We start from the raw sequence: 23,464 nt of genomic DNA on the forward strand, positions 1-23,464 counted from the left end.
ACAGTTCTCTAAACTAATAATAGAAGCATTCTGCTACAGGAGGAACATCGAGCCATGAAAATGAAATTGAAAGAACGTCCTGAGGCGTTATATCCTTACCAGTCATGGATGCTGAGCGAGGATGCTTACGATGATAAGAATAATCAGCGAAGTGAAAGTGTATTCGCCGTGGGCAATGGATATATTGGCATTCGTGGTCATTTTGAGGAAGGCTTTCATGGAGTTCAGGGAACATCGGTTACAGGCCACTATCTGAATGGATTTTATGACTCGGAATCTATTGTTTATCCTGAAGGTGCATACGGGTATCCTTCACGGAATCATGCGATGCTGAATGTACCTAATGCGACGATTATTGAACTAAATGTAGAAGGACATCCTTTTCACTTAAATCATGGCAGGGTCATTTCTTTCAAAAGAGAGCTTGATATGAGGAAGGGCATCTTGTTTCGGCAGATTGAATGGGAGGCTCCATCAGGACAGCGAGTCATGCTGAAAATTCGGCGTATGGTTGCCCTTCAACATAAACATTTAGCTATCGTAGATTATGAAGTGCAGTCACTTAATTTTAGTGGCAATATTACTATTACTTCGTCGATCGATGGTGAGATTAAGGGAGCTGAGGCGACCGATGATCCCCGCCTTGGAGCAGGGTTTAAGGAGCCTAGTCTACTGTTAGAAGAGATAGAACACGGTGAAGTATTTTCAGCAATCAAACAACGTACACGACATAGCGGATTTGCACTTCTCACAGCGATGAAGCATCAAGTTCAATCTCAGTCGGAAATCAAAGTGGCTGAGAAAATCGAAGATCAGCTTATTTCGCATGAATTTACGGGTTTGTTACAAAAAGGGGAATCTGTGTCTCTTACGAAATACATTTCGTATTATACGTCGAAGGATACACCAGAAGATGAACTTTATACACGGACTGGGGAAACATTGCTAATGGCCACGGATGCTGGCTTTGACGTACTAGCTGAAGAGCAAAGACGTTATCTAGAAGGCTTCTGGAGCCATGCAGATGTTGAAATTAACGGTGACCTTGCGATGCAGCAAGGCATTCGCTTTAATGCTTTTCAGTTGCTGCAATCGGTCGGACGTGATGGAATAACGAATATCGGAGCCAAAGGCTTAACGGGAGAAGGATACGAAGGACACTATTTCTGGGACACAGAAATGTACATGCTACCGTTCTTTACCTACACACAACCGGAAATTAGTCGTTCTCTACTTGAATTCCGTTATTCTACACTGGGCAAGGCACGGGAGCGAGCTGCCACCATGTCGCAGAAGGGGGCATTATATCCTTGGCGTACGATTGATGGGGAGGAGAACTCAGCTTACTTCCCAGCAGGCACAGCTCAGGTCCATATTAACGCAGATATTGCATATGGCATAAAGCAGTATGTAACCGCTTCGGGTGATGATGAATTTCTAGTTACTAAAGGCGCAGAGATTCTGTTCGAGACATCTCGATTCTGGGCAGATATGGGACACTTTAATCCAATGCGTGATGGTGCATTCTGTATTGATGCTGTGACGGGACCAGATGAATATACCGCCATTGTGAACAATAACACCTATACCAATTTAATGGTGAAGGACCAGCTTCAATATGCATATGAAACGACTAAATTACTTCGTCAGAATTACCCGCAGCAATATGAACAGTTGCAGCAGCGAATGGGACTGACGATTGCAGAAGTGGACGGATGGATGGAAGCTGCAAATCGGATGTTTATTCCATATGATGCGAATCTTGGAATCTATGCGCAGGATGATACGTTTCTTAGTAAAAAGAAATGGGATTTCGAACATACGCCGCCGGATAAATATCCGCTGCTGCTCCATTATCATCCGCTGGTGATCTATCGTCATCAGGTACTAAAGCAAGCTGATCTTGTGATGGTTTTATTTTTACTTGGAGATCAGTTTACATTAGAAGAGAAAATCCGAAACTATCAATATTATGAACCGCTGACTACGCATGATTCTTCTTTGTCTCCATGTATTCATAGTATCATTTCGGCAGAGATTGGTGATTTAGAAGCAGCGTATGCATATTTTGACCGTACCGTTCGCATGGATTTAGATGATATCAACGACAATGCAAAGGATGGACTGCATACAGCTGCTATGGCGGGTTCGTGGATGTCCATTGTAAATGGATTTGGTGGTATGCGCTTATATGATGGGATGTTATGCTTCAATCCTACATTGCCTGAACATTGGGAAAGCTATCGCTTCAATATTATGAATAAGGGTCAGCAAATCGATATCTTTGTTGAGGCAGGAAGCGTGGTATACACACTGCTTAATGGAGATCTACTAACGATTAATCACAAAGGTATTCCAGTAAAATTATTGCTGCGGCAGCCTGTTCGCTTATAAAAAAGAGCCTTGATCTTCGGATCAAGGCTTTTTTGTAATGTTCTGCTGTATTTGATCTTGTACAAATTGTTTGAAGCGTTCCTTAAGCGGGGAGAAGGATTGGTCAGCGGGAAAAGCAAGAACGGTCTTAAACTGCGCACCCGCGCGGTCGGGAATTGGCAGTGAGTAAAGTGTACCGCTTGAGAGTTCGCGCTCAATACCGGATGCAGCGAAGAAGGAAATATACTCTCCTGTTTGTACCATCAGTTTCACGGCCTCTGGAGAGTCGAGTACCATGCGTTCCCACAGGTGGATATGATTCTGAATCGCATAGGTGCGGGTGAAATCCTTAATGAAGGAACCCGGGCTATGCTGTATAAAGAAATGCTGAGCAATAAGCTGTGGAGTTAACGCCTTGAGATTGGAAAAGGTATGCCCTTTTCCGAAAATAACCATCAGTTCATCTTTCCAGAGCAGCTCTTCCGTTATTGTATTTGCAGCAGAGTCCTGCGTACTGTAAAAGGCAAAATCGACATCATGATTATACAGCATCTCTTGGATCTGACGGGTTGGTTTGACGGTCATATGTACCTGAACGCCTGGGTACTGGCTGCAAAACTGGCTGATGATATCGGGTAGACGGTACGTCCCTGTCATACAATCTGCACCGATACTGAGAATACCCTTATTCAGATCGGTATAGTCCTGAACCGCCTTTTTGGCTTCAACCGCCATGTTCGTCATTTTGAGCGCATAAGGATATAATGCTTTACCTGCATCGGTTAATAAGATTCGTCCACGTTTGGATTCAAACAACGATATTCCCATTTCCTCTTCTAAACTCTTCATATGAAAAGTAACGGTAGGTTGCTTCATCTGCAACTCTTTCGCTACATCGGTGACCTTCTTATACTTCTCAATGTAAACGAGAACGGATAATTTTAACAAATTCAAGCATAATTCCTCCATTTTTAAACATTTATACTCATATTATAGAATTATTCTATAGTTATATAAATAAAATATTACGATATTTGTTTTTATTTTTACATAACTTACGTTTTGAAATAATGATAGAGAACTACAATGAAGTTGTCAGTAACTTAGTAGAGTTGCTACGACAAACACAGAATAGGGGGAAACATTAAATTATGAAATTCAAGAAACCGTTACTTATGTTTTGTACGTTGGCACTGGTGGCTATGCTTGCAGCTTGTGGAAATAAAGACGAGGGTTCCCAAGGAAGCACATCCGGGACTAATAATGATACAGCAGCACTGAGTGGATCTGTTCTAGCCGTAGGTTCAACAGCACTGCAGCCATTGGTTGAACAAGTTGCCCAAAAATTCATGGCAGACCCTAAATATTCAAAAATTCAGGTTCAGGTTCAAGGCGGAGGTAGTGGTACTGGATTAACTCAAGTTGCTGGTGGTCAAGCGGCAATTGGTAACTCCGATGTATTCGCTGAAGAGAAACTGAAAGATGCAGATGCAGACAAAGCAAAAGATTTGATCGACCATCAGGTAGCGGTAGTAGGTATTGCTGCGGTTACGAACCCTGATGTAGGTGTTGATTCCTTAACGAAACAACAATTGATCGATATTTTCTCTGGTAAAGTAAAGAACTGGAAAGAGGTAGGCGGTAAAGATCAAGCGATCGTCATCGTTAACCGTCCAGCTAGCTCGGGTACTCGCAAAACTTTCGAGAAATATGCACTAGGTACTTCCACTGAAGATATTAAAGGTTCAATCCAAGAAGAATCATCAGGTACAGTGAAGAAGATTGTCGCTGAGAATCCAGGAGCGATCGGTTACCTTGCCCTGTCTTACCTAGATGACAAAGTGAAAACTGTTAAATATGATGGCGTTGAAGCTACTGTAGATAACGTTAAGTCTGGTGACTACCCAGTTTGGCATATGAGCATATGTACACGAAGGGCGAGCCTAAACCAGAAGTTAAAGCATTCCTTGATTACATGGCTTCCGATGAAGTACAAAAAGGTGACGTAGTCGAATTAGGTTACATCCCAGCTTCAGAGATGAAAGTTAAACGCGATAAAGACGGTAACATTACGAAATAATGACAACTAAGATAGATGGACCAAAATCGCTTTGCTACTGAATAGGACCAAGAGAGGCGGAGGAGTATTCTGCCTCTATTTTCACTTTAGAAAGAAGGACAATGATGAAAGCGATGAAAGAAGGGCATGTCCAGATTGAACGTAGTCGTTCAGGGAAATTTCAAAAACATCATATGGAAGATCTGATAGGGCGCAGTTATACCATGCTTTGTGTGGGTCTGTTGATCCTCATCATAGTATCCATTATATATTTTGTTGCCTCCAAAGGACTGGCCACCTTTATACAAGACGGGGTGAGCTTAGGAGATTTCTTGTTTGGCAGTAAATGGGATCCTGAAGGTAGTCAGGGTACACCCGTATTCGGCGTCTTGCCATTCATCTTCGGCTCATTTGCTACATCCTTGCTAGCTGCTTTGATTGCGAGTCCTCTAAGTATTTGTGCCTCGTTATTCATGACAGAGATTGTACCGAGCTGGGGTAAAAAGCTATTAATGCCGGTAATTGAATTGTTAGCTGGTATTCCATCTGTTGTATATGGGTTTGTCGGATTAACAGTCGTTGTCCCTTTCCTAAGAGATACGTTTCCAGGCCAAGGCATCGGTATCGCCGCGGGTGCGATCGTGCTTTCAATTATGATACTACCGACGATTACAAGTATAGCTACAGATGCATTGTCTGCACTTCCACGTGGGCTTAAGGAATCTTCATTCGCTTTAGGAGCTACTCGCTGGCAGACGATTTCCAAAGTCATTCTCCCAACCGTTATGCCTGCAGTACTGACGGGTGTTGTGCTAGGTATGGCGCGTGCCTTCGGCGAAGCGCTTGCCGTACAAATGGTCATCGGTAACGCACCTCATATTCCGCGGTCGCTGTTTGAATCAACATCGACATTAACCAGTGCCATTACACTCGATATGGGAAATACCGTCATGGGATCGGTGCACAGTAATGCCCTTTGGAGTATGGCGCTCGCACTAATGTTTATGACATTCGTCTTTGTGCTTATTGTAAGGGTCTTGGAAAGGAGAAACCGGATATGAAGGCTAAAACGATAGATAAAATTGCAACAACCATCATTGTAGTGTTTTCATTATTGATTGTGGCTGTCCTTGTGGGACTGCTTGCATTCATTCTTGTCCGGGGACTTAGTCATGTGAATTGGTCATTTCTTACTTCAGTTCCGCAGACGATTAAAGCTGGCGGAGGGATTGGACCTCAGCTATTCAACTCATTGTTCTTATTAGTATTAACGCTTATTATTACCATTCCATTGGGTTTAGGCGCTGGTATTTATATGGCAGAGTATGCTAAGCCAGGTAGATTTACAGATGCGGTTCGTCTGGTAGTCGAAGTATTATCTTCCTTTCCATCGATCGTAGTCGGATTGTTCGGCCTCTTACTTATCGTAAATACGTTTGGTTTCGGATTTTCCTTGTTCTCAGGTGCTTTGGTACTCACCATTTTCAATCTACCACTGATTGTCCGCATTACAGAACAAGCATTTCGTAGTGTGCCCAAAGAGCAGAAGGAAGCGGGTCTTGCACTCGGATTATCGAAGTGGAAAATTATTACTTCCGTGTTGTTCCCAGTAGCCATTCCAAGCATTGTTACAGGTACGGTACTCGCCTCAGGTCGCGTATTTGGGGAAGCAGCTGCGCTACTGTTCACTGCAGGTATGTCTACGCCACGGCTTGATTTTAGCGATTGGAATCCGTTAAGCCCAACATCGCCGATTAATCCATTCCGCCCGGCAGAAACCCTTGCTGTGCATATTTGGAAAATTAACAGTGAAGGCCTTGCGCCAGATGCTGCGGAAATTGCTGCGGGTGCATCGGCAGTATTGGTCATACTCGTATTGATATTTAATCTTTTTGCAAGATGGTTTGGAAATGTACTGTATAAGGCGTTAACGGCGTCTAAACGAACGGGATAGGGGGACTGAAGATGGAAAGTACATTTCGCACGGAAAATCTCAGTGTATTTTATGGAAAATATGAAGCTGTAAAGAACATTAGCTTGGACTTTCCCGATCAAAGCGTTACGGCTCTGATCGGTCCTTCCGGATGCGGGAAGTCAACCTTTCTGCGCTCCTTAAATCGGATGAATGATGAAATCTCGCAAGCAACCATTAAAGGCAAGATTTGGATTGAAGGTCAAGATATTAACGCTCCTGATACGGACGTAATCAAGCTGCGGCAGAAGATTGGGATGGTATGGCAGAAGCCAAATCCGTTCTATAAATCTATTTATGAGAATATTGCCTTTGGTCCGAAATACCATGGCATTAAGAATAAGAGTATGCTCGATGAAATTGTAGAGTCTAGTTTACGTAAAGCTGCATTATGGGACGAAGTAAAAGATCGCCTGAAGCAGTCGGCATTATCACTTTCTGGTGGGCAACAGCAGAGGCTATGTATCGCACGGGCGCTATCGGTTAATCCAGGGATTCTACTCTTAGACGAACCCGCATCGGCACTCGATCCAGTCTCCACTTCCAAGGTAGAAGAGCTGATCATTGAACTGAAGCGTGAACTTAGCATAGTAATTGTGACCCACAATATGCAGCAGGCTGCGCGTATTTCGGATTACACTGCATACTTCTATCTAGGTACCTTGATGGAGCATGGAGATACGGAGCTTATATTTACGAATCCAGTGAATGCCACGACGCAGGAGTATATTTCAGGTCGCTTCGGCTGAGTCGTAACCAACTTAGATAAAGGCATTATGACAAAAGGCTCCTGCAAGCGCAGAAGCCTTTTAAGCATATATTCTCATAAGCATATATTCATAAGTTAACAAACAGTCATTATTTATTTAACAATCATGACAGGACAGTGTGCATGCTGCACAACACTGTGACTAACACTGCCAATAAACATTTCAGACATTAAGCCAAGTCCGCGACTGCCCATGATAATAAGATCTGCATTCATCTCTTGGGCCTGCCCGCAAATGACCTTAGCGGGGTCGCCATTCTTACTGGTCGAGGTATAATCAATACCCGTGGTAAGGAGCCTACTTTTCGCTTCTACCACAACCTCCTGATCTTCCTCTTGCACATATTCTTCTAAATCCACGCCTACAGGAGGCTCGTTCATTGCGATGGTTGGATTCACATGCAGAATAGCGAGTTGAATTTTGGTTTTGGAATTTTGGCATAATGTAATAGCTTCATTTAAAGCTCGCTCCGCGTGAACCGAGCCATCGATTGGAACCAAGATGCAATGATACATAATCTATCCCTCCATTATTCTTAATGCTGAACCCCAGCCTCATCAATATGCGTAAGGTGACGACGTCTTACAACCATCGTTACAATGCCAAGGAATACCATCAATGCCCCAAAATAAAATGGGGTTTCTGGGTAGTACCATTCCGACAGTTTACCAGCAAGCCATGGAGAAAGAGCACCTCCAAGGAACCGAAGAAAGCTGTAAGCAGCAGAAGCAATAGAGCGCTCAACAGGAGCGGCCTGCATAACTGCTGTCGTAATCAGTGTGTTGTTAATCCCTAAGAATATCCCAGCTACAATAACACAGATGATAACTGTTTTAGGTGAATGATTCACAGTACCGATACCCATTATAATTAAATCAATGGTAAAGAAGGCAAGCATCATAGAGATGGATGATACAGTTGTCATTCGCTTCTGTAATCTTGGTGCAATGAATACGGAAGTGATTGCAAGCAGCATCCCCCATCCAAAGAATACATAACCCAATCCGTGCTCATCGAGGTTCATAACATAAGGCGAATAGGCCATGAGTGTAAAGAAACCAAAGTTATACAAGAGTGCAGTTATACCAAGTGTAAGCAGAGCCGGATATTTCAGTGCTTTGAATGGATCTGCAAGGGTACTACGGACTTTAGGCTTAGGTATGCTTGGTAACATAAAGATAATAAGTATAAAAGCAAGTGCCATCAGGACACCCACTCCGAAGAATGGACCGCGCCATGAGATAGAACCAAGTTCTCCTCCAAGCAGTGGACCTACAGAAATACCTACGCCAAGTGCTGCTTCATACAGAATAATCGCTTTGGCAGTACCGGCAGTTGAAAGTCCTACGATAGCTGATAGGGCAGTGGCAATAAATAAGGCATTACCTAATCCCCAGCCTCCACGGAATCCAACAATTTGTCCAATACTTCCAGATAACCCACCCAGAACAGAAAAGATAACGATGAGTGAGATACCTGTTAATAAGGTTTTCTTAACGCCGATGCGGCTGGATATCACACCCGTAATGAGCATGGCAACGCCAGTTACGGCATTATAACTCGTGAAGAGAAGCGATACCTGACTCTTCGAGGCATGGAGCTGCTCGGCAATAGCAGGAAGGATCGGATCAACAAGTCCGAGTCCCATAAAAGAAATAATTGAAGCAAACACAATTGCCCATACCGCTTTTGGCTGGGAGAAAAAACCGGCTCGTGCCTCAATTTCATTTGTTGTCTTAGCGTATGATTTGGACAAGTATAGGACCTCCGTAACGTTTGTGGTTAATAGAACATAAATAAAGCCATATAACGGCAAAATTTATTGTAATACTATTTAACGTTAACGTCAACGTTAACTTTATATTTAAATATACTTTTTTATATGATGTCAAAAAGAAAGAGCATGCTCTCGCAGGCTCTAATTTACTCGGTATAAGGCGCTCCTTTGGAATTTATCCATATGCTAGCACTGACGCCTATAGCAGCACCAATCAGCCCTCCAGCGCCTACAACAAGCATAAGCATGCTAGGCTCGAGGCTCATTAAGAATGATATCCCGCTCCCCAGGGTTGTTCCTCCAAGGATTCCTAGCGCAAACCCAATGTCTTTACCAAACTGCATCTCAGTAGCCCCATTTCTTTGATGATTCTTGTTTATTATGGTTGAGATATATGTATTTTATGAGAATGCATAATAAAAAGCTTCGCCGACCCGTATTTGAACCGGTCGACAAAGCTTGAGACGCGAACGTTTTAATTAAATTAATTGTGAGTTTCTTTATAACTATCCTTCAGTATACAGTCCGCAAATAGGATGAACTTGGGAATGCGGAAAAATTGCTCAGCCCGGTCCTGAAAGCTAATGGAAGGAAGCGTACCCTGATGCAGCCATTTACGGAATGTGCCTGGATGAATATCCATCCATTCGCTGACATCACTGACAGATAAATCATGAACCATACATAATCCCGTTAGAATTTTATTGCTGACAGGCGAACGGGTCAATGTACGACGCATGAAGCGTGAAGCTCAGGTTGACAGATAATGGGGCTATTCTCTGTCACCGTGGAATGAAATAAAATATGATGCGGATAACCTAAGTATTGGCACACTTTGTCTAAGTTTTTCTTCCCTGGAATTCGCCCCTCATATACCCACGCACTGACACTACGTGAAGATACAGATAGCTCCTCAGCTAGTTGTGAGAGTTTGATGTCATTCGCCATTAAGACTGCTAGTAGAACGCGGTTTCGAATCTGACAGCGGGTTGGTTTACGAAAGCGTTTAACCCGGATACCTTTTCCTAGATATTTGCGATTGATCAGAGACCACGCCTGAATTGAATGTTGTTCTGGTTGATTAGGCATATTTCCTCCGATGCATTTTTAATAAAATTCTACAATATATGCTACTTTGTTTTCAATAGTAACTATCGACCATTTATGATCTTTATTATAGTCTTTTATTATAGTATAGATGCCTTTAAGAACGCAAAAAGGTCATTTGTACCCATTTTTTTCTAAAAAGGTTACAACAAAGGTTACTGAATTGAAATTGAAAACGTTTAAAGTTAAGGGTACAATTTTAGTAGAGCTAGATTCAGAGAGTAGAATTCAAAGAGAAACGATAAGAATTCGTAGAATGCTAGTTTAATATGCTAAAAAAGGTTGGTAAATCATGTCGAAGAAGAGAATGATCGGTTTCAAATGGCTCTTATCCTTAACTCTAATCTTTTCCGCTGTACTGCCTATAGGTAATGCATCTGTTGCTGCTGTAGGCTCCACTGCAAATATGTCGGAGTCATCCGTTTATATTGCTGTTAATGACACGCTTCTCCATTATGACAAGATTCGTCCTGTTATGAGTAAGCAAACACTGTACATACCGCTTGTCCAAACGAGCGAATTGCTAGGATTGAATGTATCTTATTCGTCGCAGAAAACAACGATAACAGGAAATGGTAAGAAACTAACACTCACTGCAAAACAAGAGGGAATGCTTGTTGCTAATGGCCGAACGATGGTTTCGCTACGCTTATTAAGCTCCTCTTTTGGTTATCCGCTTTCTTACATATCATCGGGTCCTGTGTATCGTATTTTTACAAGCGATGCAAAGCTTACGGACCGGGAATTTATGGACAAATTCGGCAAGGAAATGAAAAAGCCAGTCCAGCCAAAACCAGAACCGGCCCCTACAGGGAATGGTTCGCGCAAGATGTATATTACGTTTGACGATGGACCTAACGCAAATACAGGTGCACTGCTCAAAGTACTAGATCGTTATGATGTGAAAGCTACGTTCTTTGTACTCGGCAAGCAAATCGCTTCACATCCGGCTGCAGCTAAGCAAATTGTGGCGAAAGGACATAGTGTGGGACTTCATGGAATGACCCATCAAGCGAATAAATTCTATGCATCTCCTACTTCAGCACTAAATGAAATGAACAATGATAATGCCCAATTATACAAAGCTACAGGTATTTACTCTAAATTAATTCGTACGCCTTATGGTAGCAAACCTAATTTTAAAAAATCCTACCGTGATCAAACTGCAGCTTCTGGCTATCATTTATGGGATTGGAATATTGATTCAAATGATTGGCGTTATACTAAGAATCCTCAAACGATTTACAATAATGTATTAAGAGATGTACGTGCCAAGAAAAAACAAGGGATCACACCTGTTGTGCTATTCCATGATCAGCAAGCAACGACTTCGATTCTTCCGAAGCTACTTCAAGCTCTGAAGGCAGAAGGATACACCTTTGATGTATTAACAAATGATACAACACCGTTAAACTTTTGGCAGGATAAACGTTAATCTATGAATTCGGTTCAATCGTCGGGATAAATATTGGTGAATCTATGAATTAGGCTGGACACTCAGGTTAGTCGGCTTATCATTTCACTCCCTCTTTTCATACTATTTAATTATAGGAATGAAGGGAGGGAGTTTTTAATATGAACCCACTAATCATTAATGGAGTAAGCGCATTAGCCGGGGGATTCCTCGCGCTTGCGTTTGGTAGTTGGAATCAGATTCTTAGCATTTTTCTGATAACCATTCTGATTGACTATATTACAGGTGTACTAGCTTCCATTAAAGAGGGATCGGGTCTCGATAGCCAGATCGGATTCTGGGGAGTTACCCGTAAAGCATTGATGCTATTGGTTATTGTTCTGGCTCATCAGATGGATCAAGTCATGGGTTCAGGTGGAGACGTGATTAAGACTGGCGCGATCTACTTTTATATGTCAAACGAGCTCATATCTATTACAGAGAATTACGGGCGGCTAGGCCTACCTTTACCTGATAAAATTCGTCGTATTATAGCAGTTCTGCGCAATAAGGAGGAAGATAAGTAAGCTATGAGTTTCTTAGAAAACAAGATTCCTTTTACCTGCGCGTTCGGATATGGTATATTTTTTTTTGTAATCTTTTCATAATGGACAAGGAGATAATTCAATGATTAAGCATATTGTCTTTTTTAAACTTAAGGATAACTCTCCAGAAAGCATTGAGAAAACGGCTAATGTTCTACGTGCTATGGAAGGTGAAATACCTCAGTTAATATCGGTTGAAGTGGGTTTGGATATCATTCATTCTGAACGTTCATATGATATTGCGCTCGTTACTGAAGTGGCTTCACTAGAGGATTTACAGGCCTACCAGATTCATCCTGCCCATCAGGTCGTTGTTCGTCATATCAATGAAGTCAAGGAGCACTCTGTGAGTGTAGATTACGCGATATAAGCAGATAGGAAGATATTATGAGCGATTTAGAATATCCAATGGAGACATTGACTTTACTCGTTGTTTTTGTAGCCGCTATTTTCGTTATGTTTTTCTGGCTGAAGCGTCGTGGTAAGCGTAATAAGTAAAATTCAATCTGGAGGTGAGTTCATTGTATTACGTCAACCAAGAACAGATTGAGCGGCGTTTGGACGCTGTTCCGGACATTGTAGAAGGACTTAAGAAGTCTGCTCAAGGGTGGGATGGAGAATTAATTCTCGGAATGGTACAAGAAAGGGCTTTGCATCTGGCCATTGAAGTTGTGACGGATATCGGAAGCTATCTCATCGACGGTTTTATTATGCGTGATGCGAGCAGTTATGAAGACATTCTAGAAATAACCCATGAAGAAAAAGTGTTTGATGATGAGGTTTTCGCGGTATTGATACAGCTTGTAGGTTTGCGCAAGCCGATTGTACAGGAGTACTATACGTGGGACCGAAGCTCACTTCATGCGTTGACACCTGTTTTGCCTGACATATTAAACCGATTTGAAAGTCAGGTTCGTCAATATTTGAAGCAGGAACTAGGTCATTAAGCTTCAATTGAAACCGAAATTAAATTTTTTTATGGTATGCAGCATGTTCTTTGTGTCATGACAACCCTTTTCTGATTACAATATAGCAATAAGTAGGCATTAGCCCGGTAAACGTCAAGGAATCACTTCATGATTCCGGGTGTAATGGCCTAATCAGAGGAGAGATTCGTGATGAATGAGAAGAACAAAGGATTATTATGGGGTATTCTTTCGGGTAGTGTTATTGGATTTGCTGCGGGTCTGTTACTCGCTCCTAAGAATGGGAAAGAGCTTCGTCAGGATATAGCTGAGGGCGCAAAAGTGGTAGGAGACAAAACACAGCAAATTGCCGGAATTGCTTATGAACAAGGATCCAATATTGTGAACTTATTCAAAGATACAGCAGGTACTGTGATTGAGGATATCAGGTCTTGGGGTAAATCAGACAATGGGATCGATGAGGAAGATGAAGCAGTGGAACTAGCTCAAATCTCTTCCTTTGCTGGTGATGAGGAATTCGTCTTTATCTCGGATCTACAATCTGAAGATAGCGATCTTAAATAACGTTAATTTTAATTATCGCGATAGGCTCTATATCCCTATTATAAGGGGTTCGAGCCTTTTTATTGCGTGTAGAGTGTTGAGAATATCCTTAATATGGACAACCCCTAAGTTGTACTCATAAATAAGGTACGTTTTGTTTATATATCACATATGGTAGCAGGAAGAGTAATAATACTATGCAGAAGGAAGCGGTGTGTTCGTGCAGCAGGCCATTGCGATACTAGATTCGGGAGTGGGAGGTCTCACGGTTGCTAAAGAAGTGATGAGACAGCTTCCGCGGGAAAAAGTCATCTACTTTGGAGACACTGCCCGTACTCCATACGGACCCCGATCGTCTGAAGAAGTAAGGAAGTTCACTGAACAAATCGTTGATTTTTTGATCCAGTTTAAGCCTAAAGCTATAGTGATTGCTTGTAATACGGCTACAGCTGCAGCTCTTGATTATATTTCGGAGAAGGTGTCAATTCCCGTAATAGGAGTGATTCACCCGGGTGCTCGTGCCGCGATTAGTGCAACAAAAACGGGTAATGTAGGTGTTATTGGCACGATTGGCACAATTGGGAGCGGGGCCTACACTACAGCTTTGAAGCAGCTATCCCCTTATGTACATGTCATAAGCGAAGCATGCCCAGCTTTAGTTCCTTTGGTTGAGCAAGGAATGTTTCGTTCGGATGAGACAACAAGAAGAGTGGAACAATCACTTGTAGGAATCCGTAATTCAGTAATTGATTGCCTGATTTTAGGTTGTACACACTATCCATTTCTCAAAGAAACCATCCAAGAGGTCATGGGAGATGGCGTGAAGTTGATCAGCTCTGCAGATGAGACCGCACGCGAGATTAGCACGATCTTGTATGATAAGGGACAACTTGCTCATAGGGATGAAAGTCCAGTTCATCAGTTTTTTTGCAGTGGTGATGCTGAGATGTTTCAGAAGATAGCCAAGCTTTGGCTAGGTGAACACATCGTACGAACTCCTGTCGTGTGGCAGGTTTCTAAATTTGAAGAAACTTATTAATGGTTTATAATCGTTCGGCACAAACCGAGTCTGAGTAGGAGATCATCCTAATTAGACTCGGTTTTTTATGATATATCTGAAAGTTTACTTTTCCGCGCATGGTACAAGATTGCCTAGGCATAAAATGAACTGGAAACGTAAGCTTATAGCGGCTCGTCATCCGCGGAAAGGAAGAACATCTATGCAGCAACACACGGTACGAAAAGGAGATACGCTTCAGAGAATTGCCGCTAATAAAGGTCTGGCTATAAATACGATATTGAGTGCTAATCCTTGGGCTGCATTGCAGCCCTATTTAATTCCAGGTCAAATGCTTTACTTACCATTCTCTCCTCGGAGAAGATACGCGATTCAGCCTGGTGATACAATGAATAGGCTTAAGAATATGTTTCACATTTCGGAGAAGGCATTGGAAGACATGAATCCTGGTATTTCAAGTAGCCATCTTCCAGAAGGGCGTACTATAGTTCTTCCAACGTCTAATCCGCGTCATGTAGTTGAGTTGCGTGGAGAGTATGGGGCAGATCAGGTATGCACGGATATCGAAAAACTCGCTACGAATTATCCTACCGTTGAGATCGGGACTATAGGTAAAAGTGTCATGGGCAAGCCGATTTGGTTTATCAAAATAGGCAAGGGTAGTCGGTGCATTCATGTTAACGCTTCCCTGCATGCAAATGAATGGTTAACCACACCTTGCGCAGTAAGATTTGTGGAAGAATATGCGGCTGCATTGCAGAACTCTGCCAAGTGGCATGGATATGATCCACAGCGGTGGTTTGAGGAATGTACCTTATGGGTGGTGCCCATGGTGAATCCAGATGGTGTAGAGCTTGTGCAGGAAGGCATTGTACCCGGACACCCTTATTACGATCAATTGCAGGAATGGAATGGATCTAAATTAGATTTCCGTAACTGGAAAGCAAATATTCATGGGGTGGACTTGGGTGATCAATTTCCTGCCCATTGGGATGAGGAGTTGCTTCGCCGCGGCAAACCTACTCCTTCACCAAGGGATTATGGCGGAACGGCTCCTCTATGTGAGCCGGAGTCTGCGGCGCTTGCAGCTTTTACACTAGAGACCGCACCGGATGCGGTTATATCTCTACATAGTCAAGGTCAGGAAATTTATTGGAATTACCGTGACTATGAACCCGAAGAGAGCATCGAATGGGCCCGCAGGCTAGGTCAAGCTAGTGGGTATCGACCCGTAAAGCTTAATGGTAGCGATGCCGGATATAAGGACTGGTTTATCCAGCATTTTCGTAAACCTGGATTTACAGTAGAGATTGGTATGGGAAAGAATCCACTTCCACTCGAGGATTTCGAACAGGTAAGTGAGGATGTCGGCCTCATCATTGCTGAATTATTATCGATATAGATTAAGGTATGGGTTTTCTTCCAATCATTTATCAATAAAATTATGAAACAATTTAGGCCCTTTGTCGTAAAATACCTAGTGGAAGCGATTGTTGTCATACGATATGACTTCCGACAAGTTCAGGAATACAAATCATGCTTCGTTCAAGAGGCTCCCTAGCGGTTAATGTATAGTATAGGGGATTTATCCTGTAGATTGGAGGGGAAATGCGATGAAATGGAGTAGATTGTTGTCGTTTAAACGCTGGTCTCATGTTTTTAGTCGAATTTGGAAATACTTGGCCTCACCCCAAGTGACATTAGGCGATAAAATGTTATTTCTCATCCCGGTTATGTTGTATTGGGTACTACCCGATGTCATGCCGTTCGTTCCTATAGATGATATCGGTGTTACCATGCTTATGATGGGATGGTTCGTTTCAAGAATTGAGAAAAAGTATCCAGCACTTATCGCTAATTAACATCATAATTCAGTAATCAGACCGGAATCAGGCGCGCTTCTTGCGTATGGATTCCGGTTTCTTTAAAATAAAAGGACGGAAAGATCAATCTCATTGAAAACAGGAGTGATCACAAATGAAATGCAAAATTACCCGCAATGCCGCTAAAATAATTAAGAATGAATTAGCGAAAGAAGAGAATAAAGAGCTCAAGCTACGCGTCCTAGTTACGCATTCGCATGGGGATCATGCTCATTATGGTATGGATCTGGACAAGCCTACGGACAATGATGAAGTGATTTCAACCGATAAAGAAATTGAAGTTCTCCTTGATCGAAATGAGCCTCTTCTTGATGGTGTGAAGGTCGACTATTTATATCTCCCTAAAGAAGGGTTCGTTATCACAAATCCATCTCAGGGCAACCATGGTGACCACTAGGGAACGAATAAGCATATGAGTTGCTTATACCCGTACCATTTATAAGTTAAATATAATAGATAAGGCGACATCCATTCTACTCTGAATGAAATGTCGCCTTTTCTGCGGCTACACCCAATGAAGGATTTCTTTGATACATTGTTACCAGCACTGATACAGGGCTTTTTTGGGAACAACGATTCAGTGTGATATACTTGGACATGTACCAATGCTATAAAAAACATAACTTTATTCTTTATGAGGAGGCTGTTACGAATATGAAGCATATTACGGATTGCACGATTTTAAATAATGGAGTTACGATGCCATGGCTGGGGTTTGGTACATATCAGGCCAAAGGACAAGAGGTTTATGAAGCAGTTAAGGTAGCATTGAAGGCAGGATATCGGAGTATTGATACCGCTGCAATTTATGGAAATGAAGCCGAAGTAGGTAAAGCGATCGCCGAAAGTGGAGTGGCTAGAGATGAGTTGTTTGTAACGACTAAGGTCTGGAATGATGATCAGGGGTATGAAACAACACTGCAAGCTTTTGAAGAAAGCCGCAAGAATCTTGGGTTAGATGTGATCGATCTATATTTAATACATTGGCCAGGCAAGATAAATATAAAGATACATGGAAGGCACTAGAGCGTCTCTATGAAGAAGGTAGTGTACGCGCGATTGGTGTGAGTAACTTCCACGTACATCATTTGAAGGATTTAATGAAAGACAGCCATGTCGTTCCAGCCGTAAATCAGGTTGAACTTCATCCATCTCTTATTCAGCAAGAGCTTCAGGATTTCTGTGGTGCACAGAATATTCAATTAGAAGCTTGGTCACCGCTGATGCGAGGTAAACTGAATGATAATACGACGATACTGGGCATTGCACAAAAATACGGTAAAACACCAGCGCAAATTATTCTTCGTTGGGATATTCAGAACAAGATCGTTACGATTCCTAAATCCGTTACACCTTCGCGTATTCGGGAAAATGCAGGTATTTTTGATTTTGTACTCACTCCAGATGAACTTAAGCAAATTGATTCTCTAAATGGAAACAAGCGGATCGGTACAGATCCAGATAAATTGATTTTCTAAACTGCTATAATACGAAATTCATTATCGATATATAAAAAGCCCGGTCTCCTTATGGAGCACCGGGTTTTGTTTGTGTTGCGGGTTTGAGATTCTTTAGTAGATCATACTGTATGATCTCATCCGACACCTTCAGCTCGTCATTCGCTTTGTCATATCCTACACGGCATACATTAACAGCTGTTACTGATTCGTTTGTAAATCATAGCAACTTCCGTCATCAAAATTACCATTAGGAGAAGGAATGAAGTATAGTTTACCGTCGGTAAAAGCACCACTACGAAGTGCTACAAAGCGTTTGCTACCATCGAAAAGGTCATTACCCATCATGTGATATGACTGTGTAGATATACCAAGCAGATGCATGATCGAAGGAGCCATATCTAATTGGCCAGCTGGCTCGGTCATATTAACGCTTGCCTGACTTCGATCTGGTAAGTGAATAAGAAGAGGAACCTGATTCATGATTTTGGCCATGTCGAGTTCGCTTAGGCTTTTACCTAGAAACTTCTCGTATGCGGCCTTGTCACTTAGTGAATTATCATGATCTCCGTAAATATACAGAATGGTACGGTCCCACAATCCCTCCTGCTTCATTTGCGCTACGAGTTCACCAAAGGCAGCATCTACATAGTGAACGGATTGTAAGTAATCACCGAATATAGTTCCCTTGAACTCACCCGTGTCTAGCTCCTGAATATTCTTAGGAATCACGTATGGGTGATGACTGGTTAACGTGATCAAGAACGAATAGAAAGGCTCCTGAAGATCCTTCATCTTATTTAGTGACTGTTGGAAAAAGGATTTATCACCAAGGGACCAGCCAAGAGGCTCATCTAACGTGAAATCATTTTTACTGTAAAATCGATCGTAACCTAGTGCTTGATACATTAGCGTGCGATTCCAAAAGCTCGGTTCATAGGCATGGAAAGCATTCGATGTATATCCGTTTTTCTTTAAGATTGAAGGTAGTGAATCGAACTGATGATCGGGATATCTTACGAATACAGATCCTGTAGGCAATGGATGCAGTGAGGTTTGGGATGAAAAATCGGCATCTGACGTTCGCCCTTGACCTGTTTGATGATAATAGTTGCTGTAATATAAACTATCCTTCATCAATACATTGAAGTTAGGAGTCACTTCTTGACCGCCAATTCGCTGACCGATCATAAAATTCATCAGCGCTTCCGTCTGTATAACAATGACGTTGCTTCCTTTATATTTACCGAATAATTCATCTTGCTCAGAGTGGTCTTCTTGTTTCAGTGTAAACCAATCTTGTAAGTGATTTATTTCTTCTGCACTTAGTTGTTGAGAGCCGATATGCTCCTTCGTGTATCGGTAGATATCATAAGCGTGAAATCCGAGTAAGCCGGTAATATTGTATAGCGACATATTCCACCAATTACCTTTAAACAAATCTCCCGCCCATGTGTCTTTGTAGTGTTTGATCGGAAAGAAGGTAAGCGAGAAACCTATAATGAACGTTATCAATCCAGTCATACAACGTATCCATACTTTAGATTTACGGCGTTCTGGTATGGAATTGTGTCTGATAATTCTGCCATGATTACTGCATCTGCGGTATATCATCATAACAGGTATCCATCCAATGAGGAGTAACCAGTCGACGAAGAACCAGATATCTTGCCATCGGAGTAGTGACTGAATGCTGTCTCCAAGGGCACCGACCTGTCCAGCTTGTAGTAGCACAGGAACAGTAATGAAATCTTGGAAATATCGATAGTAAATTAAATCGGAATAGATAAGAGCGGTAAGCAGAATGTCTAAGATGATTAAGGAGATGATTTGGCCGCGGCGTGGCAACCAGAACGTCCAGAATGAGACGAGTATGATAGAACCTAAAGCGATAAGGTCGTCTAGTCGGTTCATATCAACATTTCTGATATTCAGTGTTTCATGTACGTGGACTAACTTGTACATCATAAGAATCAGAAACACAAGATAGTAGAAATAACGAAATTTCAATAATTGATGGAATGAGTTCGCTGCATTTGTCCCAGATGAAAAATTGGACATGTATGCTAGCCCCCCTCTCTACTCAAATTAAACCTTATAGAGGAGCTGCCCAAGGACAGCTCCTCTATAAGACGCTCATTTAATGACGCGGTGGCAATGGCCCTAGGAATTGTAAGTACTGACATTCAATACGTCCGTTGTACAGCTTTCTACGTTTTTCAGCCTTTTGGCCGAAATAATGTTCAAACTGTTTCGTTGGACTTAAGGCGAAGAAGGACCAGGTAGGAAGCTGATCGGCCACACGTCCGAGCTGACGAACGAGCTTCTCGACTTCAGCTATTTCGCTAAGACGCTCTCCGTAAGGAGGGTTTGTAATAAGGCAGCCATAATCACCTTGCGGCTTAACTTGAGATGCAGGGATATTATAGAATTTAATCTCACGTTCAAAGCCAGCGCTTCTGGCAGCTGCATGAGCAACTTCAATGGCTCTAGGATCAATATCACTACCTGTCAATTCAAGTGGTTCATCGTCTCTAACCAAATCAAAGGCTTCTTCGCGAGCGTCCTTCCACAGCTTTTGAGGAACCATATGCCAATGCTCAGATGGGAAGGAGCGGCGCATTCCTGGCGCGATATTCCAGCCAAGCATTGCTGCTTCAATCAGAATGGTACCTGATCCACAACATGGATCATACAAAGGACGTGTTGGGTTCCAGCGACTGATTTGTACGAGCGCGGATGCCATCGTTTCTTTCAGTGGTGCTTCTGTCGCAATCTTACGGTATCCACGCTTATGAAGAGCAGGACCCGTTGTATCGATCGTGAGTAGAGCTTTATCCTTCAGAAGATTTACTTCTATAACATAGCGTGCTCCAATCTCTTCAAACCATTCCGTATTGTAGCTTTGCTTAAGCTTCTCAACAATCGCTTTCTTCACAATACCTTGGCATGCAGGTACACTGCTCAGTTGTGAATTGTGTGAGCGTCCTTCTACAGGAAATTCACCGTTTGCAGGAATCCATTGCTCCCAAGGGAGTGCTTTCGTGCCTTCAAACAGCTCATCAAATGTGGTGGCAGGAAACTCCCCCATTTTGACAAGTACGCGGTCTGAGGTACGCAGCCATAAATTACAGCGGGGGATGTCCGCGTAAGTTCCTGTAAACGTTACTCGTCCATTCTCAACATGCTGATCGGTATAACCTAATTCTCTGAGTTCTCGTGCAACGATGGATTCTAGTCCCATAGGTGCAGTCGCAATTAATTGCAATTCATTCATGTACAAAATTCAACTCCATTTGTCTTGTGGCCTAGCCCGAAAAACCATACAATTAATAAGAAAAGACATGGAAGCATATCGCAGCCAGTCCATCTGTTCAACTTATTCAGTATAGGATAATGTAAAGTCAGATACAAACATTTATACGGGTAAAAAAAGGAGAGTACAAGATCGTGAGTCCAGAAGAACAATATGCGGATCATTTTTTGGAAAATGATGAGCTGTTAAATCGTGTTAAAGAAACCATTGTTGCTAAGGGAATGCCTGAGATTTCAATTGCTCCGGGATTTGGCCGATTACTTACATTACTTGTTCGGTCTACGAAAGCGAAGCAAGTGCTGGAGATAGGTGCACTGGGTGGATATAGTGGAATTTGTCTTGCCAGAGGGCTTGGCCCAGAGGGTAAGCTGATTTCGCTTGAACTGAAGCAAGAGTTTGCTGATGTAGCAAGCGAAAACCTGAAGGAAGCAGGATTTGAATCGCAGGTGGAATACAGGGTTGGTCTGGCATTAGATAGTTTGGAACAATTGAAGCAAGAAGGCAGAACATTTGACTTCTTCTTTATTGATGCGGATAAAGAAAATTATCCAGCATATTTGGAGTTTGCCATTGAGCTTGCCAATCCGGGTGCCATTATTGCGGGAGACAATACATTTTTGCGAGGACGGACTCTTCATCCCGATAAAAATGGCCCTTCTGTGCAGGCAATCCGTCGCTTTAATGAGATGATGGCAACGGATGAGCGACTTATTGGCACTATTCTACCGGCATATGATGGTTTAGCCGTAGCTATGGTGAAGTAGAAGATCCATTCATTTTCAAACAAGAAAAGGTGTCCCTCGTTTATCGGAGAAATCTTCCGTTTATCGATGGACACCTTTTTCTTTAAATTGGCAATAGATGAAATGTCTTATGGGTACGGTGAAGCATTCTTTCTTGAGTACAACTTAACACGCACCCACACCATGTTAATCAACAAAAGACTGCCTGAAATAATGAACAAGCCTTCGATACCGATAAATCCAGAAAGGAAGCCACCGACTAAGGCTCCTAGCATATTACCGAGCGACATGGTACTGGTGTTGAAACCGAAAGCGCGGCTCTCCATTCCGTCTGGTGTGTAAGAACGAATTAGAGCATTAACACTTGGAAGCAAGCCACCCATGAAAATACCCATCGTGAAGCGGATAATGATAAGCTGCCATACATTTTGCACAAACGCTTGTGGAATCAGCATTAAACCTGCTCCGATCAATGCATAAGTAAGAATACGGTGAGCACCAACCTTATCACTGAATTTACCCAGTATAGGCGAGGTGATCATGTTAGAGAGTCCGGTTACAGCGCTGACCATTCCCGCCCAAAAGGCGATGTTGACTGCGGTGCCTTGAAGCTTCTCCACATACAATGGAAGCAGCGACATCGGGCTCATTAAAGCAAATTGCAGCAGAAAAGTAACGGTGAATAAGGCTAGCAACTGTGGAATATGCGCTAGCTCCTTAAAGCCTGCCAGAACAGATATTTGTGGTGCTTGTGCTGCTTCTGCGCGATTGAAGTTCTCTTTGACAAGAAATAGAGCAAGCAGTGAAGCGATGAAGATGAGAACACCGATAATGTAGAAAATAGGCCGGAACCCGATGATATCTGCCAGTATTCCTCCAATTAAAGGTCCTAGAATCGTTCCTGCTACAGATCCAGACTGCATGATTCCCATGGCAAAACCCATTCGATCTTTGGGAGTGGTGCTGGAGATGAGCGAAATGGATGCCGGGTTAAAGCCGGATATGGTCCCGTTTAGTAATCTAAGTAACAGTAGTTCCCATGGATTTCGTGCAAAGCCCATCAATACGATGACGATGGCCATGCCGAAACCAGAACGTAGCAGCATTATTTTTCGTCCGTAGCGGTCAGAGAGTTTACCCCATAATGGCTGGAAGATAAAGGAGGTCAGGAAGTTCGCTGCAAAAATCATCCCTGCCCACATCCCAATTTGATGCTCCCCCTGTACGCCTAAGTCCTTAGCGAGGTAAAGGGATAAGAACGGTGTGATCATGGTCATGCCCGCATTAACCAGAAACTGGCCGATCCACAGCACAATGAGGTTCACTTTCCATGGTTTCAATGTGCTATTCACTTCCTTTCTAAGCTGGTTTGATGCGATCATCAAAAATATAGTTCAATTATTATAGCATATTTGTCCAAATGAAGTTAACGTGAGGTGTCATAGTATTGTCATGGGATAGGCCTGGGGTATGCTTGTTACTTACTTTTAAAAAGGGCATAATATTAGAATAGGAAAATTTG

Annotated in this window: 21 protein-coding genes and 3 pseudogenes; 16 read left to right on the top strand and 8 right to left on the bottom strand. The window is 42.5% G+C overall.

All coding sequences use genetic code 11. From position 1 onward, the window contains the following. The first annotated feature begins 54 nt into the window (after positions 1-54). The gene (locus JCM16418_RS01730; protein ID WP_036645507.1) at positions 55-2,394 is read left to right on the top strand and encodes a glycoside hydrolase family 65 protein; all 2,340 of its coding nucleotides are present in this window, start codon (positions 55-57) and stop codon (positions 2,392-2,394) included. 21 nt (positions 2,395-2,415) lie between these two features. On the opposite strand, the gene JCM16418_RS01735 is transcribed toward JCM16418_RS01730, so the two are convergent. Next, complete coding sequence (locus tag JCM16418_RS01735; protein WP_052019984.1) at positions 2,416-3,327, bottom strand: LysR family transcriptional regulator; 912 nt, start codon at positions 3,325-3,327, stop codon at positions 2,416-2,418. A gap of 197 nt (positions 3,328-3,524) precedes the next feature. Between JCM16418_RS01735 and JCM16418_RS01740 the strand changes: the two are divergent. The 4 genes and pseudogenes from JCM16418_RS01740 (at position 3,525) to pstB (ending at position 7,153) form a co-directional block, all read left to right on the top strand. After that, positions 3,525-4,453 (top strand): annotated as a pseudogene (locus JCM16418_RS01740) (phosphate ABC transporter substrate-binding protein). Between the two features lie 173 nt (positions 4,454-4,626). After that, complete coding sequence (pstC, locus tag JCM16418_RS01745) at positions 4,627-5,493, top strand: phosphate ABC transporter permease subunit PstC (RefSeq protein ID WP_373280685.1); 867 nt, start codon at positions 4,627-4,629, stop codon at positions 5,491-5,493. Further along, on the top strand, positions 5,490-6,386 hold the full coding sequence (pstA, locus tag JCM16418_RS01750; protein ID WP_036645510.1) for a phosphate ABC transporter permease PstA: 897 nt from the start codon (positions 5,490-5,492) through the stop codon (positions 6,384-6,386). The genes pstC and pstA overlap by 4 nt, the downstream gene beginning before the upstream one ends. 11 nt (positions 6,387-6,397) lie before the next feature. Next, on the top strand, positions 6,398-7,153 hold the full coding sequence (pstB, locus tag JCM16418_RS01755) for a phosphate ABC transporter ATP-binding protein PstB (RefSeq protein ID WP_036645512.1): 756 nt from the start codon (positions 6,398-6,400) through the stop codon (positions 7,151-7,153). 113 nt (positions 7,154-7,266) lie between these two features. Here pstB and JCM16418_RS01760 read toward each other — a convergent pair whose 3' ends face one another. From JCM16418_RS01760 to JCM16418_RS01775, 4 genes and pseudogenes are all read right to left on the bottom strand, one after another. Beyond that, positions 7,267-7,689 (bottom strand): universal stress protein, encoded by a 423-nt coding sequence (locus JCM16418_RS01760; protein ID WP_036645514.1) that lies wholly within the window; start codon positions 7,687-7,689, stop codon positions 7,267-7,269. A 20-nt stretch (positions 7,690-7,709) separates the two neighbouring features. Beyond that, positions 7,710-8,930, bottom strand: a complete 1,221-nt coding sequence (locus JCM16418_RS01765; protein ID WP_036645516.1) for an MFS transporter — start codon at positions 8,928-8,930, stop codon at positions 7,710-7,712. 167 nt (positions 8,931-9,097) lie between these two features. Then, entirely contained in the window at positions 9,098-9,295 is a 198-nt protein-coding gene (locus JCM16418_RS01770) for a hypothetical protein (protein ID WP_036645518.1), read from the bottom strand. A gap of 140 nt (positions 9,296-9,435) precedes the next feature. Next, a pseudogene (locus tag JCM16418_RS01775) lies at positions 9,436-10,040 on the bottom strand (helix-turn-helix domain-containing protein). A gap of 310 nt (positions 10,041-10,350) precedes the next feature. Between JCM16418_RS01775 and JCM16418_RS01780 the strand changes: the two are divergent. The 10 genes and pseudogenes from JCM16418_RS01780 to JCM16418_RS01825 all read left to right on the top strand — a co-directional run bounded on the left by JCM16418_RS01780 (position 10,351) and on the right by JCM16418_RS01825 (position 17,904). Beyond that, on the top strand, positions 10,351-11,493 hold the full coding sequence (locus JCM16418_RS01780; RefSeq protein WP_036645520.1) for a polysaccharide deacetylase family protein: 1,143 nt from the start codon (positions 10,351-10,353) through the stop codon (positions 11,491-11,493). 140 nt (positions 11,494-11,633) lie between these two features. Beyond that, positions 11,634-12,038 carry a phage holin family protein gene (locus tag JCM16418_RS01785; RefSeq protein WP_036645522.1) on the top strand — a complete coding sequence of 135 codons (405 nt, stop codon included), beginning with the start codon at positions 11,634-11,636 and terminating at the stop codon, positions 12,036-12,038. A gap of 100 nt (positions 12,039-12,138) precedes the next feature. Beyond that, positions 12,139-12,426 (top strand): Dabb family protein, encoded by a 288-nt coding sequence (locus tag JCM16418_RS01790; protein ID WP_036645524.1) that lies wholly within the window; start codon positions 12,139-12,141, stop codon positions 12,424-12,426. A 151-nt stretch (positions 12,427-12,577) separates the two neighbouring features. Then, positions 12,578-13,003: a DUF86 domain-containing protein gene (locus tag JCM16418_RS01795; RefSeq protein ID WP_036645526.1), complete on the top strand. Its 426-nt coding sequence runs from the start codon at positions 12,578-12,580 to the stop codon at positions 13,001-13,003. 171 nt (positions 13,004-13,174) lie between these two features. Continuing rightward, positions 13,175-13,546 (top strand): YtxH domain-containing protein, encoded by a 372-nt coding sequence (locus tag JCM16418_RS01800; RefSeq protein ID WP_036645528.1) that lies wholly within the window; start codon positions 13,175-13,177, stop codon positions 13,544-13,546. A gap of 199 nt (positions 13,547-13,745) precedes the next feature. Next, positions 13,746-14,564 (top strand): glutamate racemase, encoded by an 819-nt coding sequence (gene racE / locus JCM16418_RS01805; protein WP_036645530.1) that lies wholly within the window; start codon positions 13,746-13,748, stop codon positions 14,562-14,564. A gap of 181 nt (positions 14,565-14,745) precedes the next feature. After that, the gene (locus tag JCM16418_RS01810; protein ID WP_036645532.1) at positions 14,746-15,945 is read left to right on the top strand and encodes a M14 family metallopeptidase; all 1,200 of its coding nucleotides are present in this window, start codon (positions 14,746-14,748) and stop codon (positions 15,943-15,945) included. A 211-nt stretch (positions 15,946-16,156) separates the two neighbouring features. Beyond that, a complete protein-coding gene (locus tag JCM16418_RS01815) occupies positions 16,157-16,405 on the top strand; it encodes a hypothetical protein (RefSeq protein ID WP_036645533.1) in 249 nt (82 codons plus the stop codon). A gap of 115 nt (positions 16,406-16,520) precedes the next feature. Continuing rightward, a complete protein-coding gene (locus tag JCM16418_RS01820) occupies positions 16,521-16,823 on the top strand; it encodes a HesB/IscA family protein (RefSeq protein WP_036645535.1) in 303 nt (100 codons plus the stop codon). Positions 16,824-17,080: 257 nt separating this feature from the next. Continuing rightward, positions 17,081-17,904: pseudogene (locus tag JCM16418_RS01825) on the top strand (aldo/keto reductase). A 180-nt stretch (positions 17,905-18,084) separates the two neighbouring features. Here JCM16418_RS01825 and JCM16418_RS01830 read toward each other — a convergent pair. Then, complete coding sequence (locus JCM16418_RS01830) at positions 18,085-19,944, bottom strand: LTA synthase family protein (RefSeq protein ID WP_306304738.1); 1,860 nt, start codon at positions 19,942-19,944, stop codon at positions 18,085-18,087. A gap of 79 nt (positions 19,945-20,023) precedes the next feature. Next, positions 20,024-21,160: a THUMP domain-containing class I SAM-dependent RNA methyltransferase gene (locus JCM16418_RS01835; protein ID WP_036645537.1), complete on the bottom strand. Its 1,137-nt coding sequence runs from the start codon at positions 21,158-21,160 to the stop codon at positions 20,024-20,026. Positions 21,161-21,330: 170 nt separating this feature from the next. Here JCM16418_RS01835 and JCM16418_RS01840 point away from each other — a divergent pair, with 170 nt between their 5' ends. Continuing rightward, positions 21,331-21,963, top strand: coding sequence for an O-methyltransferase (locus JCM16418_RS01840; RefSeq protein ID WP_036645539.1), 633 nt, complete (start codon positions 21,331-21,333; stop codon positions 21,961-21,963). Positions 21,964-22,070: 107 nt separating this feature from the next. On the opposite strand, the gene JCM16418_RS01845 is transcribed toward JCM16418_RS01840, so the two are convergent. Continuing rightward, a complete protein-coding gene (locus tag JCM16418_RS01845; RefSeq protein ID WP_052019985.1) occupies positions 22,071-23,324 on the bottom strand; it encodes an MFS transporter in 1,254 nt (417 codons plus the stop codon). Between the last annotated feature and the right edge of the window lie 140 nt (positions 23,325-23,464).

The organism is Paenibacillus pini JCM 16418, assembly GCF_000576305.1.
Classification (GTDB): Bacteria; Bacillota; Bacilli; order Paenibacillales; family Paenibacillaceae; genus Paenibacillus_AQ; species Paenibacillus_AQ pini.

Bases quoted from the DNA above. Each gene is read 5' to 3' on its own strand.
- JCM16418_RS01760 (WP_036645514.1), bottom strand. From the start codon at position 7,689: ATGTATCATTGCATCTTGGTTCCAATCGATGGCTCGGTTCACGCGGAG.
- JCM16418_RS01730 (WP_036645507.1), top strand. From the start codon at position 55: ATGAAAATGAAATTGAAAGAACGTCCTGAGGCGTTATATCCTTACCAG.
- JCM16418_RS01820 (WP_036645535.1), top strand. From the start codon at position 16,521: ATGAAATGCAAAATTACCCGCAATGCCGCTAAAATAATTAAGAATGAA.
- pstB (WP_036645512.1), top strand. From the start codon at position 6,398: ATGGAAAGTACATTTCGCACGGAAAATCTCAGTGTATTTTATGGAAAA.
- JCM16418_RS01815 (WP_036645533.1), top strand. From the start codon at position 16,157: ATGAAATGGAGTAGATTGTTGTCGTTTAAACGCTGGTCTCATGTTTTT.
- JCM16418_RS01830 (WP_306304738.1), bottom strand. From the start codon at position 19,944: ATGTCCAATTTTTCATCTGGGACAAATGCAGCGAACTCATTCCATCAA.
- JCM16418_RS01810 (WP_036645532.1), top strand. From the start codon at position 14,746: ATGCAGCAACACACGGTACGAAAAGGAGATACGCTTCAGAGAATTGCC.
- pstC (WP_373280685.1), top strand. From the start codon at position 4,627: ATGGAAGATCTGATAGGGCGCAGTTATACCATGCTTTGTGTGGGTCTG.
- JCM16418_RS01800 (WP_036645528.1), top strand. From the start codon at position 13,175: ATGAATGAGAAGAACAAAGGATTATTATGGGGTATTCTTTCGGGTAGT.
- JCM16418_RS01845 (WP_052019985.1), bottom strand. From the start codon at position 23,324: ATGATCGCATCAAACCAGCTTAGAAAGGAAGTGAATAGCACATTGAAA.
- JCM16418_RS01780 (WP_036645520.1), top strand. From the start codon at position 10,351: ATGTCGAAGAAGAGAATGATCGGTTTCAAATGGCTCTTATCCTTAACT.
- JCM16418_RS01770 (WP_036645518.1), bottom strand. From the start codon at position 9,295: ATGCAGTTTGGTAAAGACATTGGGTTTGCGCTAGGAATCCTTGGAGGA.
- JCM16418_RS01835 (WP_036645537.1), bottom strand. From the start codon at position 21,160: ATGAATGAATTGCAATTAATTGCGACTGCACCTATGGGACTAGAATCC.
- JCM16418_RS01790 (WP_036645524.1), top strand. From the start codon at position 12,139: ATGATTAAGCATATTGTCTTTTTTAAACTTAAGGATAACTCTCCAGAA.
- JCM16418_RS01785 (WP_036645522.1), top strand. From the start codon at position 11,634: ATGAACCCACTAATCATTAATGGAGTAAGCGCATTAGCCGGGGGATTC.
- pstA (WP_036645510.1), top strand. From the start codon at position 5,490: ATGAAGGCTAAAACGATAGATAAAATTGCAACAACCATCATTGTAGTG.